Source organism: Enterobacter sp. RIT418, assembly GCF_003057745.1.
Lineage (GTDB): Bacteria > Pseudomonadota > Gammaproteobacteria > Enterobacterales > Enterobacteriaceae > Enterobacter.
This window is the reverse complement of the sequence record NZ_QBJD02000003.1, coordinates 230,635-246,993: the sequence shown is the minus strand read 5'-3', so window position 1 is coordinate 246,993 and position 16,359 is coordinate 230,635. Positions and strand designations below refer to the sequence as shown.

11 protein-coding genes are annotated in these 16,359 nt (G+C 60.1%); 3 read left to right on the top strand and 8 right to left on the bottom strand.

Annotated elements, in window-relative coordinates:
- Window positions 1-2: 2 nt before the first annotated feature.
- The gene (locus tag DBY73_RS04955) at window positions 3-575 is read right to left on the bottom strand and encodes a flavin reductase family protein (protein ID WP_112010086.1); all 573 of its coding nucleotides are present in this window, start codon (window positions 573-575) and stop codon (window positions 3-5) included.
- 107 nt (window positions 576-682) lie between these two features.
- Here DBY73_RS04955 and nhoA point away from each other — a divergent pair, with 107 nt between their 5' ends.
- Window positions 683-1,528 carry an N-hydroxyarylamine O-acetyltransferase gene (gene nhoA, locus DBY73_RS04950; protein WP_112010085.1) on the top strand — a complete coding sequence of 282 codons (846 nt, stop codon included), beginning with the start codon at window positions 683-685 and terminating at the stop codon, window positions 1,526-1,528.
- A 120-nt stretch (window positions 1,529-1,648) separates the two neighbouring features.
- On the opposite strand, the gene narI is transcribed toward nhoA, so the two are convergent.
- From narI to DBY73_RS04920, 6 genes are all read right to left on the bottom strand, one after another.
- The gene (narI, locus tag DBY73_RS04945) at window positions 1,649-2,329 is read right to left on the bottom strand and encodes a respiratory nitrate reductase subunit gamma (protein ID WP_112010084.1); all 681 of its coding nucleotides are present in this window, start codon (window positions 2,327-2,329) and stop codon (window positions 1,649-1,651) included.
- Window positions 2,326-3,021, bottom strand: a complete 696-nt coding sequence (gene narW / locus DBY73_RS04940; protein WP_112010083.1) for a nitrate reductase molybdenum cofactor assembly chaperone — start codon at window positions 3,019-3,021, stop codon at window positions 2,326-2,328. Before narW ends, narI begins: the two co-directional genes overlap by 4 nt.
- Window positions 3,021-4,565: a nitrate reductase subunit beta gene (narH, locus tag DBY73_RS04935; protein ID WP_112010082.1), complete on the bottom strand. Its 1,545-nt coding sequence runs from the start codon at window positions 4,563-4,565 to the stop codon at window positions 3,021-3,023. Before narH ends, narW begins: the two co-directional genes overlap by 1 nt.
- Window positions 4,562-8,302, bottom strand: a complete 3,741-nt coding sequence (locus DBY73_RS04930; RefSeq protein WP_112010081.1) for a nitrate reductase subunit alpha — start codon at window positions 8,300-8,302, stop codon at window positions 4,562-4,564. Before DBY73_RS04930 ends, narH begins: the two co-directional genes overlap by 4 nt.
- 65 nt (window positions 8,303-8,367) lie before the next feature.
- Window positions 8,368-9,753 (bottom strand): NarK family nitrate/nitrite MFS transporter, encoded by a 1,386-nt coding sequence (locus DBY73_RS04925; protein WP_112010080.1) that lies wholly within the window; start codon window positions 9,751-9,753, stop codon window positions 8,368-8,370.
- A 210-nt stretch (window positions 9,754-9,963) separates the two neighbouring features.
- Window positions 9,964-10,539, bottom strand: a complete 576-nt coding sequence (locus DBY73_RS04920; RefSeq protein ID WP_112010079.1) for a TetR family transcriptional regulator — start codon at window positions 10,537-10,539, stop codon at window positions 9,964-9,966.
- A 115-nt stretch (window positions 10,540-10,654) separates the two neighbouring features.
- Here DBY73_RS04920 and DBY73_RS04915 point away from each other — a divergent pair, with 115 nt between their 5' ends.
- Window positions 10,655-12,142, top strand: a complete 1,488-nt coding sequence (locus tag DBY73_RS04915; protein ID WP_112010078.1) for an MFS transporter — start codon at window positions 10,655-10,657, stop codon at window positions 12,140-12,142.
- A gap of 56 nt (window positions 12,143-12,198) precedes the next feature.
- Here DBY73_RS04915 and yddG read toward each other — a convergent pair whose 3' ends face one another.
- Window positions 12,199-13,086 carry an aromatic amino acid DMT transporter YddG gene (yddG, locus tag DBY73_RS04910; RefSeq protein WP_112010077.1) on the bottom strand — a complete coding sequence of 296 codons (888 nt, stop codon included), beginning with the start codon at window positions 13,084-13,086 and terminating at the stop codon, window positions 12,199-12,201.
- Window positions 13,087-13,306: 220 nt separating this feature from the next.
- Between yddG and fdnG the strand changes: the two genes are divergently transcribed.
- Window positions 13,307-16,354, top strand: coding sequence for a formate dehydrogenase-N subunit alpha (gene fdnG, locus DBY73_RS04905; RefSeq protein WP_112010076.1), 3,048 nt, complete (start codon window positions 13,307-13,309; stop codon window positions 16,352-16,354).
- The last annotated feature ends 5 nt before the right edge of the window (window positions 16,355-16,359 follow it).

The following is a 16,359-nucleotide window of genomic DNA, read 5'->3' as shown; positions in this document are numbered from 1 at the left end:
TCTTAATCCGGAGCGTTCACTATCCTGCCGCTCGCCACAAACGTTCCCGCGCCCAGATGATGCAGCGTATTAAGCTTATCCCCGTCAAACTGCCAGCGGCCTGCGGCAAACGCTCGTGCATCCGCGGCGGCGGAAACCACCTCGCCAAACAGCGTGTCGTATTTCTCTGCCGCTGCGGTTGCGGGCAACAGCCGGCACTCCATCCACGCCAGACACTTCTCTTCAATCACCGGCAGGCCCAGTTCCGGCCCGTTGACCGCCGGAATACCGTAGCAGTTGAATTTGTCTTCCTCGCGCCCGCTGACGCTGCCGACGGCGTAGGTCCAGTTTGCGGCGGCTACGCCGGGGATCACGATGCCAAATTTTCCGCTGCGCTCAATCAGCTCCCGCGACCAGGCGCTTTTATCGACCACAATCGCGATGCGCGGCGGATTGAACTCGACGGGCATCGACCAGGCGGCCGCCATCACGTTGCGCCTGTCGATCGTTTCATCGCGGCTGGTGATCAGTACGGTAGGGCCGTGGTTCAGCAGGCGGCTGGCGTGGCGTAGCTCAACGGGCTTGAAGTGGCTCATAGTGTCTCCTCATGTATAACGATGAGTATGGCGAAAAAGCACTTTTGCGCATCTGGATAGGAAAAAATAGTTTATAAACAGGGAATATCTTACTAAGGAATTACACCATGTCCCCATTTCTGAGTGCCTATTTTGCCCGCATCGGCTGGAAGCAACCGCCTTCTGTCGATATCGACACCCTGCGCGGGCTGCATCTGCACCACAACTGCGCCATCCCTTTTGAAAATATCGACGTGGTTCTGCCGCGCGAGATCCACCTTGACGATCAAAGCCTGGTCGACAAGCTGGTCACGGCGCGACGCGGCGGCTACTGCTTTGAACAAAACGGCCTGTTCGAACGGGCGCTGCGCGAAGTGGGCTTCACGGTCCGCAGCGTGCTGGGAAGGGTGGTATTGGCCAACCCGCCGCAGATGCCGCCGCGCACGCACCGCCTGCTGCTGGTTGAGCTAAACGGCGAACGCTGGATCGCAGACGTCGGCTTTGGCGGGCAAACGCTGACGGCGCCGATTCGCCTGATCGCCAACGAGGAACAGGCCACGCCGCACGGGCTTTACCGGCTGCTGAGCGAGGGCAACGACTGGGTGCTCCAGTTCCGTCATCACGAGCACTGGCAGTCGATGTACCACTTTGACCTCGTGACGCAGTATTTCAACGATTACGTCATGGGGAACTTTTGGTCAGCGCACTGGCCGCAGTCGCACTTCCGTCACCACCTGCTGATGTGTCGTCATTTGCCGGACGGCGGCAAGCTCACGCTGACAAATTTCAACTTCACCCACTGGCAGAACGGGCACGTGGAGGAGCAGATTCATTTGCCGGACGCCGGAGCGCTTTATTCGCTCATGCAGGCGCGGTTTGGTCTGGGCGTAGACGATCCGAAGCATGGATTTTCACTGGCGGAACTGACGGCGGTGATGGCGGGGTTCGACACGCATCCGCAGGCGGGGAAATAGCCCGGAACGGCGGGGAATGTAGGCCGGGGAAGGCGTAGCCGCCACCCGGCAAAAGATCCCTGTGCGGGCTGATGCCCTCACTCCGGCCCTCTCCCACAGGGAGAGGGGGAAAAACGCCGATTAGCGGCGCGAGCGCACCACCTGGTAGCGACGGGTGAAATATTCGAACGGCGCGCTCCAGACGTGCACCAGACGGGTGAATGGGAAGATCAGGAAGATGGTCATGCCCAGCACGAGGTGGATGCGGAAAATGGGCGCAACGCCGCTCAGCATTTCCGACGATCCGCCTTTGAAGGTTACGATGCCCTGCGCCCATCCCACCAGCTTCATCATTTCGCTGCCGTCAGGATACTGCGCCGAGAAGGGGATCGTCGTCAGACCGAGAATGCACTGAATCAACAGGATACTCATGATAATGATATCCGGCGTGGTCGAGGTGGCGCGTACGCGCGGGTTAAACAGGCGGCGGACCAGCAGCATGGAGCCGCCGATCAGCGTCAGCACGCCGCAAATCCCCCCGGCGATCATCGCCAGCTGCTGCTTAACGGCCACGGGTAAAAACCAGGCGTACATCCAGTGCGGAGTTAACATCCCGAACAGATGCCCAAAGAAAATCCCCAGGATCCCGATGTGAAACAGGTTCGACGCCCAGTTCATGCCGCGCTTGCTGAGCAACTGGCTCGACGAGGCGCGCCACGTGTACTGCCCGTAGTCGTAGCGAAGCCAGCTGCCGAGGAAAAAGACGGTGGCGCAGATGTAGGGGTAAATGTCATAGAAAAACACGTTGAGGTAGTGCGTCATTTTGGGCCTCCGGCGCCGACGTCGACGTACTGCGGGGCGACGTCCTGGCTAAAGCGTCGTTGATAATGCTGCATCGGCGAGCTGTCGCACGACGTAGCGTTGTCCTCAATAAACTTAACCTGTTCTTCTTCCCAGACCGCGTCCAGCGCCTGGCGGGTGTCGTCGCGCTTTTCGCCCGAGACCTGTTTGGTGACACTGTCACTTGAGAGGCGGCTTCCTGCCAGGGCGAGCAGGGCGTCAAACAGCTGATAGTGCGCCACGCCGCGCTGCTTGAGGCGTCCGCCAATCAGCGCCAGGATCGGCGCGACGTTTTGCAGCCCGTCGCGCGCCTCGTCGTCCGTGACGATGCTGAGGTATTCCAGATACAGCGGCAGATAGTCCGGCAGCTCGCGGCAGTCCAGCTGCAGGCCCGCCTTCTCATACTGACTCATCAGGTCGACCATCGCCTGGCCGCGGTCGCGGGACTCGGCGTGAACGTGTTCGAACAGCAGCAGCGACGTGGCGCGCCCCCGCTCGAATACTTCGCACCACTCCGCCTGCTTGTCCAGCAGGGCGGCGCTCAGGTGCTGCTGAGCAAAAGGTAGCAGCACCGGCGCGTCGTGCGCGAGCAGCGAAAGCGCTTCGTCACGGCTTTCCCACAGGGTCTCATCGGGATACTCGATCAGCAGCGCGATGATTTTGAGGATCTGCATTATTCTCCCTCCCCGTGTTCGCGCACCTCGGTGATGTTGATCGCATCAATGCGGCTGCTGTTGAAGAGGTTGAACCTGGTGTCGGAGCCGTGGCAGCCGTCGCCGAAGGTAAAGCCGCAGCCGTTTTTCTCCGGGAAGGCATCGCGCGCCATTTCGCGGTGGCTGGTCGGGATCACGAAGCGGTCTTCGTAGTTGGCGATAGCCAGATAGCGGTACATCTCCTCAACCTGCGCTTCGGTCAGGCCGACCTCTTCAATGGCGCGGGTATCGGTGACGCCTTCAACGGTCTGGGAACGCTTGTAGTGGCGCATCGCCATCATTCTCTTGAGCGCGCGCAGCACCGGGCCGGTGTCGCCCGCGCTGAGCATGTTCGCCAGATACTGCACCGGAATGCGCAGGTTCTCAACCGCAGGAAGCACGCCGTCGCTCATCGGCAGGCCGCCGGCATCGGCGTAGGACTGAATCGGCGACAGCGGCGGCACGTACCAGACCATCGGCAGGGTGCGATACTCCGGGTGCAGCGGCAGGGCCAGCTTCCAGTCCATCGCCATTTTGTAGACCGGGGACTTTTGCGCGGCTTCAATCACGTTTTGCGGAATACCTTGCTTCAGCGCTTCTTCGATGACCGCCGGATCGTGCGGGTTCAGGAACACGTCGCACTGGCGCTCGTAGAGATCGGTTTCGTGCTCGGTGCTGGCCGCTTCCTCAATGCGGTCCGCGTCGTACAGCAGCACGCCGAGGTAGCGAATACGCCCGACGCAGGTTTCCGAGCAGACGGTAGGCTGGCCGGATTCAATGCGCGGGTAGCAGAAGATGCATTTTTCCGACTTGCCGCTCTTCCAGTTGAAGTAAATTTTTTTGTACGGACAGCCGCTGATGCACATGCGCCAGCCGCGGCATTTGTCCTGGTCGATCAGCACGATCCCATCTTCTTCACGCTTGTAAATCGCGCCGCTCGGGCATGTCGCCACGCAGCTTGGGTTCAGGCAGTGCTCGCACAGGCGCGGGAGATACATCATGAAGGTGTTTTCGAACTGGCCGTACATTTCCTTTTGAATTTTGTCGAAGTTGCGGTCGCGCGCGCGCTTTTCAAACTCGCCGCCGAGCAGCTCTTCCCAGTTAGGTCCACCGACGATTTTGTCCATGCGCTTGCCGGTAAGCAGCGAGCGGGGGCGGGCGGTCGGCAGATGATCGCCTTCCGGCGCGCGGTGCAGATCCTGATAATCGAAGGTGAACGGTTCGTAATAATCATCAATCTGCGGCATAACCGGGTTCGAAAAGATTTTCGACAGCACGCCGACGCGGCCGCCGAGGCGAGGCGTCAGCTTGCCGGTAATGCCGCGCACCCAGCCGCCTTGCCACTCCTCCTGATCCTCCCAGTTTTTCGGGTAGCCGATGCCGGGCTTGGTCTCCACGTTGTTGAACCACGCGTACTCCATGCCTTCGCGTCCGGTCCAGACGTTTTTACAGGTCACCGAGCAGGTGTGACAGCCAATGCACTTGTCGAGATTCAAAACCATGCCAACCTGTGAGCGTATTTTCATTTTTTCGCCTCCTGAACCTGATCCCGACCTTCGCCGTCCAGCCAGTTAATGTTTTTCATTTTGCGGATCATGATGAACTCGTCGCGGTTGGAGCCGACGGTGCCGTAATAGTTAAAGCTGTAGGCGAGCTGCGCGTAGCCGCCAATCATGTGCGTCGGTTTAGGACAGACGCGCGTCACCGAGTTGTGGATCCCGCCGCGCCGCCCGGTCACTTCAGAGCCTGGAATGTTCAGGATGCGCTCCTGGGCGTGGTACATCATGGTCATGCCCGGCGGGACGCGCTGGCTCACCACCGCGCGGGCGGTGAGGGCGCCGTTGGCGTTGAAGGCTTCGATCCAGTCGTTATCCTCAATGCCCAGCTCGCGGGCGTCGGTTTCGCTGATCCAGACGATCGGGCCGCCGCGCGACAGGGTTTGCATCAGCAGGTTTTCGCTGTAGGTGGAGTGAATGCCCCATTTTTGGTGCGGCGTCAGGAAGTTCAGCGCTTTCTCAGGGAAGCCGTTCGGCGGGATCTCGCGCATCTGAGACACGCTGCGGGTGTCAATCGGCGGGCGATAGGCCACCAGGCTTTCGCCAAAGGCCCGCATCCAGGCGTGGTCCTGATACAGCTGCTGGCGGCCGGAAAGGGTGCGCCACGGGATCAGCTCGTGCACGTTGGTGTAGCCCGCGTTATACGAGACGTGCTCGCTCTCAAGGCCAGACCACGTCGGGCTGGAGATGATTTTGCGAGGCTGCGCCTGAATGTCGCGGAAGCGAATCTTCTCATCTTCCTTGTTGATCGCCAGATGGGTATGGTCGCGGCCGGTTAACTCTCCCAGCGCCTGCCAGGCCTTCACTGCCACCTGACCGTTGGTTTCCGGCGCGAGGGCGAGGATCACTTCCGACGCGTCAATCGCCGTCTCAATCAGCGGGCGGCCTTTTGCCGGGCCGTCGAGCTTGACGTAATTGAGCTTGCCGAGGAAATCGACCTCGTTCTCGGTGTTCCACGAAATGCCTTTCCCGCCGTTGCCGAGCTTATCCATCAGCGGGCCCAGCGAGGTAAAGCGCTCGTAGGTTTCCGGGTAGTTTCGCTCGACCACCGCAATGTTCGGCGCGGTTTTGCCGGGGATAAGATCGCATTCACCCTTGCGCCAGTCCTGAATATCAAACGGCTGTGAAAGCTCCGCCGGAGAGTCATGCTGCAGCGGCTGGAGCACTACGTCGGTTTCGGTGCCGAGATGCCCGACGCACACTTCAGAGAAGACTTTGGCGATGCCCTTGTAAATCTCCCAGTCGCTGCGCGATTCCCACGCCGGATCGACGGCGGCGGAGAGCGGGTGGATAAACGGATGCATGTCCGAGGTATTCATATCGTCTTTTTCGTACCAGGTCGCGGTCGGCAGGACGATGTCTGAGAACAGGCAGGTGCTGGACATGCGGAAATCGAGCGTCACCAGCAGGTCCAGCTTGCCCTCGATGGCTGCGGTCTGCCACTCCACTTCCTCAGGCTTCACGTCGTCCGTTGAGCCTAAATCTTCCCCCTGAATACCGCTCTCGGTGCCAAGCAGGTATTTCAGCATGTACTCGTGGCCTTTCCCGGACGAGCCAAGCAGGTTCGAGCGCCAGACGAACAAGTTGCGCGGGTGGTTATTGCCGCTGTCGGGCTGCTCGCAGGCAAAGCGCACGTCGCCGGACTTTAGCGCCTGAACGGTATAGTCCTGGGGCGTCATGCCCGCCGCATCAGACCGCGCCTTGATGTGCAGCGGGTTGAGGTTAAGCTGCGGGGCCGAAGGCAGCCAGCCCATGCGCTCGGCGCGGACGTTGAAGTCAATCAGGTGGCCGCTGAACTTCGAGGTATCCGCAAGCGGGGAGAGCAGCTCCTGCGCGGTCAGCTTCTCGTAGCGCCACTGGCTGGCGTGGTTGTAAAAGAATGACGTGCTGTTCATCTGGCGCGGCGGGCGGTTCCAGTCCAGCGCGAAGGCCAGCGGCAGCCAGCCGGTCTGCGGACGCAGCTTCTCCTGTCCGACGTAGTGCGACCAGCCGCCGCCGCTCTGCCCGACGCAGCCGCAGAAGACCAGCATGTTGATCATCCCGCGGTAGTTCATGTCCATGTGGTACCAGTGGTTCACCCCGGCACCGAGGATGATCATCGACCGGCCGTGGGTTTTGTGCGCGGTGTCGGCAAACTCGCGGGCGATCTTTTCGATCAGGTACGCCGGAACGCCGGTGATCTGTTCGCCCCAGGCCGGGGTATAGGCTTTCACGTCGGCATAGCTTGCCGCCGCGTTGTCGTCCTCCAGGCCGCGATCGAGGCCGTAGTTAGCCAGCACCAGGTCGTACACGCTGGCCACGCGCTTTTGGCTGCCGTCGGCGAGCGTCAGGGTTTTGCTCGGCACGCGGCGCCAGAGCACCGGCTCCTGCTTCACGCTGCGGAAGTGCGGATTTTCGTTGCCGCCAAAGTAGGGGAACGCCACCTCGGCGATACTGTCCTGCGCGGTGAGGAGGGAGAGCGCAAGCTCGGTTTCATTGCCTGCCGCCAGCGGCTCCAGGTTCCATTTGCCTTTCTCTCCCCAGCGAAAGCCAATTGAACCGTTTGGCGCCACCAGATTGCCCGCGACGTCAAAGGCGATGGTTTTCCACTCCGGGTTGTTGGCTTCGCCGAGCCCGTCAGCGAGGTCGGACGCGCGCAGCATGCGCCCGGGCACCGTGCGGCCGTCGGCCTGCTCGTCGAGCAGCACCAGCATCGGCATGTCGGTGTAGCGGCGGCAGTAGTTGAGGAAGTAATCGCTCGGGTTATCGAGGTGGAACTCTTTGAGGATCACGTGGCCCATCGCCATGGCGAGGGCACTGTCGGTGCCTTGCTTCGGCGCCAGCCACTGGTCGCTGAGCTTGGCAACCTCGGAGAAGTCCGGCGTGATGGCGACGGTTTTGGTGCCCTTATAGCGCACCTCGGTGAAGAAGTGGGCGTCCGGGGTGCGCGTCTGCGGCACGTTCGAGCCCCAGGCGATGATGTAGCTGGAGTTGTACCAGTCGGCAGACTCCGGCACGTCGGTCTGTTCGCCCCAGGTCATCGGCGACGCGGGCGGCAGGTCGCAGTACCAGTCGTAGAAGCTCAGGCAGGTGCCCCCCAGCAGTGAGAGGTAGCGCGTGCCCGCGGCGTAGGACACCATCGACATCGCCGGGATCGGCGAGAAGCCCGCCACGCGGTCCGGGCCGAAATTTTTGATGGTCCAGACGTTGGCGGCGGCAATCAGCTGGTTAAGCTCTTTCCAGTTCGAGCGGACAAATCCGCCGTGGCCGCGCGCCTGCCTGTAGCTTTGGCTCTTCTGCGGGTCGTTTTGAATCGCATCCCAGGCCATAACCGGATCGGGATGCTGCGCCAGCGCCTCGCGCCATAGCTCAATTAGCCTGCGGCGCACCAGCGGGTACTTCAGGCGGTTGGCGCTGTAGAGATACCAGGAGTAGCTTGCCCCGCGCGGGCAGCCGCGCGGCTCGTGGTTGGGCAGGTCAGGGCGGGTGCGCGGATAATCGGTCTGCTGGGTTTCCCAGGTGACGAGGCCGTTCTTAACGTAAATCTTCCAGCTGCAGGAGCCCGTACAGTTTACGCCGTGGGTCGAACGCACGATTTTGTCGAACTGCCAGCGCTGGCGGTAGCTGTCCTCCCAGTCGCGGTTGGTGTGATACACCTGCCCGTGCCCGTCGGCGAAGCTGTCGCCTTTTTGTTTGAAGTAACGAAAGCGGTCCAACAGTTTGCTCATGACATTTCTCCTGCTTCGATAACGTGGCCGCAGGGCGCCGTAGCGCCTGCGGCGAAGAGGTATTCTTATTTTTGTGAGGATTTGCGGCCGTAAACCAGCCAGGTGACAAGCACGCAGACGATGTAGAACACCAGGAAGACTTTCATCGCCCCGACCGGGGAGCCGGTCATCGCCAGCGACGTGCCGAAGGCTTTAGGAATGAAGAACCCGCCGACGGCGCCAATGGCGGAGATAAAGCCCAGCGCGGCGGCCGTTTCGGTCACCGCCTCGTGCTGCGCCTGCTCGTCGCTGCCGCCCTGCTGCTTGACGCGCGTAAGGGTGATTTGGCGGAAAATAACCGCAATCATCTGGAACGTGGAGCCGCTCCCCAGCCCCGCGGTGAGGAACAGACCCATAAACACCAGATAAAAGGCCATGAAGCTGCCCGAGCCCGTGCCGGGTAGCGTGAGGAAAATCAGGGCGCTGAAGATCGCCATAAAGACGAAGTTGATCAGCGTGACGCGCACCCCGCCGAGCCTGTCGGAAATCATCCCGCCCGCAGAGCGCGCCAGCGCGCCGATCAGCGGTCCGAAGAAGGCAAGGTGCAGGATATTAACGTCCGGGAACTGGGTTTTCGACAGCATGGCAAAGCCCGCCGAGAAGCCGATAAAGGAGCCGAACGTCGCCAGATAGAGCAGGCTCAGCAGCCACAGGTGAAAGCGCTTGAGCACCGGAAGCTGGCTGGCAATCGTCGCCTTTGAGCTGGCGATATCGTTCATGCCAAAAAATGCGGCAAGGGTTGCCAGCAGCAGCAGCGGCGCCCAGATCCACGCCGCGTTGGCGAGCCACATCGTGGAACCGTCCTCCTGCGGCACGCCGTGAACGCCGAGGAAGGTAAACATCGGCAGGAAAATCACCAGCGGGGCGACCAGCTGCATGACGCTGACGCCGAGATTGCCCAGCCCGCCGTTGATGCCCAGCGCGCTGCCCTGTTTGGCTTTCGGGAAGAAAAAGCTGATGTTGCCCATGCTGGAAGCAAAGTTCGCGCCGGCAAAGCCGCACAGCAGCGCAATGATGATAAATACCCAGTACGGTGTGGCGGTGTTTTGAATCGCGATCCCCAGCCAGACGCAGGGGATAATCAGGATCACCGTGCTCAATACCGTCCAGTAGCGTCCGCCAAATATCGGCACCATAAAGGAATAGGGCACGCGCAATATCGCGCCGGAAAGAGAAGGAAGGGCGGTTAACATGAAAAGCTGGTCGGTAGTGAAATTAAATCCAACTTTATTAAGATTGACCGCAATGGCGCTAAATAACATCCAGACGCAGAAGGCGAGAAGCAAACAGGCGACGGAGATCCACAGATTTCTTCGCGCGATTGGCTTTCCTTTATTCTCCCAGAATTGCGTGTTTTCAGGTTTCCAGTCGCTAAGCAGATAATGATTTTTTTTCTCAACTTGTTGTGACATATCGCCCTCTTGCTTCACCAAATAAAGATAAAAGTAAAGTTAAATCAGATAGATGACAGGATATGAAGTACTGATGTTATTGGAAGTTTTTGGATGCTTCTGAAAGGATAGATAAAAAAGCGAACCCACGAGTTTGGAATGGGAATAGGGTATCGCTTTATGTGTTACTAATTGTAACGTTTTGCGGATTTTAATACCTCGTTGGAGGTATTAATACAATTCGAGGGTGATAGATTTATCGAGATGGGTATTAAACGCGTCATCGTCCATTTCGGGCATATTTAAAACGTATATCCCGTCAAGCCCGCATACCAGCCCGATCAATCGCCAGGCAATATTTTCAGCCCGGTCCGTAAGGGTAAATTCGCCTGCCGACTCCCCGGCCTGAATAATGGCAACGGTATCCTGATGCCACATTTCCATCGTCAGCACGTAGGCGCCCTTTATGTCTTCATCGCGGCTCGCCAGGATCTGCGCTTCGCGCCATAACCGGATATAAGGTTCAAACCCGCCCTCGTCGCTGCCGAGCATCGCCCGCAGGCGCTCGCGCCAGCTGGCCTCGTCGCCGACCACTTCCGCATCCAGCAGGTCGCGGATCAGCCTGACGAACGTCAGCGACTTTAGCTCCCCGACGGAGGCAAAATGGTGGTGAACCTGGCCGGTCGCGACGCCAGCCTCCGCCGCAATGCGCCGCACCGTCATTGCCGCCAGCCCTTCCGCCAGCGCCACGCGCATGGCGGCCTGTAAAATCGCTTCTCGCCGTTCGTCCTTGGTCAGATACCGCATAGTGACTCTCTCTCAATGGGAACGAAACGAGTGTAACAAAAAGCTGGACAAGTGTTCAACATTACGTAGGATCGCCTCCTGGACATGTGTCCAGCTTTAGGTGAAAAGGAAATTTATGTTTCGTCAGTGGTTAGCGTTGGTAATTATCGTGCTGGTCTATATCCCGGTAGCGATTGACGCGACGGTGCTGCACGTGGCTGCGCCGACATTGAGCATGACGCTGGGTGCCAGCGGCAATGAATTGCTGTGGATTATTGATATTTACTCGCTGGTGATGGCGGGTATGGTGCTGCCGATGGGGGCGCTTGGAGATCGCATTGGCTTTAAGCGTCTGCTGATTATCGGCAGCACCCTGTTTGGCCTGTCGTCGCTGGCCGCGGCGTTTGCGCCGTCGGCGGGGTGGCTGATTGCCGCCCGCGCGTCGCTGGCGATTGGTGCGGCGATGATCATTCCCGCCACGCTTGCGGGTATCCGCACGCTGTTTGTTGACGCTAAAGATCGCAATATCGCTCTTGGCGTCTGGGCGGCGGTCGGCTCCGGCGGCGCGGCGTTTGGCCCGCTGATTGGCGGCATGCTGCTTGAGCACTTCTACTGGGGCGCGGTCTTCTTGATCAACGTGCCGATCGTGCTGGTGGTGGTGATGCTGGCCGCGCGCTTTGTGCCCGCACAGCAGGGGCGGCCCGAGCAGCCGTTGAACATCAGCCACGCGATTATGCTGATAATTGCGATTCTGCTGCTGGTCTTCAGCGCGAAAACGGCCCTGAAGGGGGCGCTGTCTCCGTGGCTGGTGGCGGGCACGCTGCTGGTTGGCGCGGCGATGCTCATTACCTTCGTGCGCATCCAGCTTCGCGCCCGCGTGCCGATGATCGACATGCGCCTGTTCTGCCACCGCATCATTCTGAGCGGCGTGGTGATGGCGATGACGGCGATGATCGCGCTGGTAGGCTTTGAGCTGCTGATGGCGCAGGAGCTTCAGTTTGTTCACGGCTTCACGCCGTTTGAGGCGGGCATGTTTATGCTGCCGGTAATGGTCGCCAGCGGCTTTAGCGGCCCGATTGCCGGGATCCTGGTCGGGCGGCTGGGGCTGCGCCTCGTTGCGGCGGGCGGCATGGGGCTTAGCGCCGTCAGCTTTATCGGGCTCTCAACGCTCGACTTCAGCACCCAGCAGTGGCAGGCGTGGAGCCTGATGGTGCTGCTCGGCTTCAGCGCCGCCAGCGCGCTGCTGGCGTCAACGTCAGCGATTATGGCGGCCGCGCCGAAGGAGAAGGCGGCGGCGGCGGGCGCAATCGAAACCATGTCCTACGAGCTGGGCGCGGGGCTGGGGATTGCGATCTTTGGCCTGCTGCTGACCCGCAGCTTCTCGGCGTCAATCGTGCTGCCGCAGGGGCTTAACGAAGCGCTTGCCGATAAGGCCTCGTCGTCGATTGGCGAAGCGGTGAAGGTAGCGCAGGAGCTCACGCCGTCGATGGCCGATGCGGTTATCGGGGCCGCGAAGGCCGCGTTTATTACCTCCCACAGCGTGGCGCTGGGCAGCGCGGGCGCCATGCTGCTGGTGCTGGCGGTGGGCATTTGGTTTAGCCTCGCGAAAGCGCCGCAGCAGTAACCGCGCGACGCGCGCATCAGGGCCTCCTTGTTATCAGGGAGGCCTTTTTTATGAGGCTATTTCGCGGTGCTTCGCGTGGCGTACCAGCAGAGGAGCGAACCCGCGCACACCATCAGCGCGCCCTGCCAGAAGGAAAAGGAGAGAGGAGAACTTAACACCGCTGCCGCCAGCGCGGCGGAGAGCACGGGCGTAAAATAGGACACCGCGGCGAGCACCGTGACGTTGCCGTGCAAAATGCCGATATTCCATGCCGCATAGCCGAAGCCAAGCGCCACGCCGCAAAGCAAAAGTTTCACCACCACCGGCACGCTAAAGACCATTTCTGGCTGATCGCTCAAGGCATATTTCACCCACAGGCTCAGGGCCGTCAGCAGCACGAAGAGGGTAATGCCATTCTGGCCCTTCGCGTATCTGCTGGTGACGGTGCAGTACGCCGCCCAGATGAAGGCACCAGCAAAGGCCAGCGCGTAGCTTAGCGGGCTTGAGACGATATTGCGGACTATGTCCTCGACGTTCAGCCCCTGGTCGCCTCCCAGCACCCAGCAGACGCCGAGAAGGGAAACGAGCAGGCCGGGGATCACCCACAGCGTCGATTTCTGCCCGTTGAACAGAATGGCAAACACGATCGTCAGGCTCGGCCAAAGATAGTTGACCATGCCCACCTCGATGGCCTGCGCGCGCGTGGCCGCATAGCCCAGGGACAGCGCCAGACAGATCTCATAGCTGACGAACAGGACGCTGCCCGCCATCAGGTAGCGCGGAGAAAAACGTTTTATATCGGGAAGCCCTACCGTGACCAGGCACAGTAATCCGCTCACGGTGTAGATCATCGCCGCACCGCCCACCGGGCCGAGCCCCTCGCTGACGCTGCGAATAAGCCCCACCATAGTGCTCCACAGCAGGATCGCCGCCAGCCCGATCAGCGTTGCTCTCTTTCTGTCCATCTCTTCGCCATTATCCTCATATTCAAAGGGAAAACTTATAGCATCGATTGCATACGCGCGGCGAATAGTCCGTTAAGAAATTAGCCCTTAGGGAGTACGCAAAGCCAGCAAGCGTGACTATTTAGGGGGCTAAATCAGGCGTCCTTGATTTGACGCAAAAAAAACAGGGGCTTTGCTGATAGTTTGCGGCGCGAAGTCTCATTAGATAACGAGGACAGCAATGGACGTCAGCCGCAGACAATTTTTCAAAATCTGCGCGGGCGGTATGGCCGGAACAACAGTCGCCGCACTGGGATTCGCTCCCAAAATGGCGCTGGCTCAGGCGCGCAACTATAAACTGCTGCGCGCCAAAGAGATCCGCAACACCTGCACATACTGCTCCGTGGGTTGTGGGCTACTGATGTATAGCCTGGGCGATGGCGCGAAGAACGCCAAAGAAGCGATTTACCACATTGAAGGTGACCCGGATCATCCGGTGAGCCGTGGGGCATTGTGCCCGAAAGGGGCGGGCCTGCTGGACTATGTCCACAGCGAAAACCGCCTGCGCTATCCGGAATACCGCGCGCCGGGTTCCGATAAATGGCAGCGCATCTCGTGGGATGAAGCCTTCTCCCGCATCGCGAAGCTGATGAAAGCCGACCGCGACGCCAACTTTATCGAAAAGAACGAGCAGGGCGTGACGGTTAACCGCTGGCTCTCCACCGGGATGCTCTGCGCGTCTGCGGCAAGTAATGAAACCGGCATGCTGACGCAAAAATTCGTGCGCTCGCTCGGCATGCTGGCGGTAGACAACCAGGCGCGCGTCTGACACGGACCAACGGTAGCAAGTCTTGCTCCAACATTTGGTCGCGGTGCGATGACCAACCACTGGGTTGATATCAAAAACGCTAACGTCGTAGTGGTGATGGGCGGTAACGCCGCTGAGGCCCATCCGGTGGGATTCCGCTGGGCGATGGAAGCGAAAAACAACAACGATGCGACGCTTATCGTCGTCGATCCGCGCTTTACGCGTACGGCATCGGTGGCCGATATCTATGCGCCCATCCGCTCCGGTACGGACATTACGTTCCTCTCCGGCGTGCTGTTGTACCTGATCGAAAACAACAAAATAAACGCTGAATACGTTAAGCATTACACCAACGCCGGCCTGCTGGTGCGGGAAGATTTTGCCTTTGAAGACGGCCTGTTCAGCGGCTATGACGCGGAAAAACGCCAGTACGATAAGTCTTCCTGGAACTACCAGTTCGACGAAAACGGCTACGCGAAACGCGACGACACGCTCACCGATCCGCGCTGCGTGTGGAACCTGCTGAAGCAGCACGTTTCCCGCTATACGCCGGAGGTGGTGGAAAACATCTGCGGGACGCCAAAAGCGGACTTCCTTAAGGTGTGCGAAGTGCTGGCCTCAACCAGCGCGGCCGACAGAACCACCACGTTCCTGTATGCGCTCGGCTGGACGCAGCACACCGTGGGCGCGCAGAACATCCGCACCATGGCGATGATCCAGCTGCTGCTGGGCAACATGGGAATGGCGGGCGGCGGCGTAAACGCGCTGCGCGGTCACTCCAACATTCAGGGCCTGACCGATCTCGGCCTGCTGTCGACCAGCCTGCCGGGCTATCTGACGCTGCCGTCGGAAAAACAGACTGATTTCCAGACCTGGCTCACGGCGAATACGCCAAAAGCCACGCTGCCGGATCAGGTGAACTACTGGAGTAACTATCCGAAATTCGCCGTCAGCCTGATGAAATCCTTCTACGGCGATGCGGCGCAGAAAGAGAACGACTGGGGCTTTGAGTGGCTGCCGAAATGGGACCAGGCCTACGACGTCATCAAGTATTTCAACATGATGGATAAAGGCAACGTCACGGGCTACATCTGCCAGGGCTTTAACCCTGTTGCGTCGTTCCCGGACAAGAACAAGGTGGTTCGCAGCCTCAGCAAGCTGAAGTACATGGTGGTTATCGATCCGCTGGTGACCGAAACCTCGACCTTCTGGCAGAACCACGGGGAATCCAACGACGTCGACCCTGCGTCGATTCAGACCGAGGTGTTCCGCCTGCCGTCGACCTGCTTCGCGGAAGAGGACGGCTCCATTGCCAACTCCGGCCGCTGGCTGCAGTGGCACTGGAAGGGCCAGGACGCACCGGGTGAAGCGCGCAACGACGGCGAAATTCTGGCCGGTATTTACCACCGCCTGCGCGATATGTACCGCACGGAAGGCGGTAAGGGCGCCGAACCGCTGCTGAAGATGAGCTGGAACTACAAGCAGCCGGACCATCCTGAGTCAGAAGAAGTGGCCAAAGAGAACAACGGCGTTGCGCTGGCGGATCTCTATGACGCCAACGGCAACCTGCTGGCGAAGAAAGGCCAGCTGCTGAACAGCTTCGCGCTGCTGCGTGACGATGGCACCACGGCCTCCTCGTGCTGGATTTATGCCGGCAGCTGGACCGAGCAGGGCAACCAGATGGCTAACCGCGATAACGCCGACCCGTCAGGCCTGGGCAATACGCTGGGCTGGGCCTGGGCGTGGCCGCTGAACCGTCGCGTGCTGTACAACCGCGCGTCTGCGGACATCAACGGCAAGCCGTGGGATCCAAAACGGATGCTGATCGAGTGGAACGGATCGAAGTGGGAGGGGAACGATATCCCGGACTTCAACACCGCCGCGCCGGGCAGCAAAACCGGGCCGTTCATCATGCAGCCGGAAGGTCTGGGGCGTCTGTTTGCCCTCGACAAGCTGGCGGAAGGGCCGTTCCCGGAACACTACGAGCCGATGGAAACGCCGCTGGGCACCAACCCGCTGCATCCGAACGTGGTCTCCAGCCCGGTGGTGCGTATCTACGAAGACGACGTGCTGCGTTTAGGCAAGAAGGACAAGTTCCCGTACGTCGGAACGACCTATCGCCTGACCGAGCATTTCCACACCTGGACCAAGCACGCGCGGCTTAACGCCATCGCCCAGCCGGAACAGTTTGTGGAGATCAGCGAAACGCTGGCGAAGGCGAAGGGCATTGCCAACGGCGACCGCGTGACGGTCAGCAGCAAGCGCGGGTTTATTCGCGCCGTGGCGGTGGTGACCCGCCGTCTGCAGACGCTGAACGTACACGGTCAACAGGTGGAAACCGTCGGTATTCCGCTGCACTGGGGCTTTGAGGGCGTGGCGCAGAAAGGCTACATCGCCAACACCCTGACGCCTAACGTCGGCGATTCCAACTCGCAAACGCCGGAGTACAAAGCGTTTCTGGTCAACATCGAGAAAGCGTAAGGAGC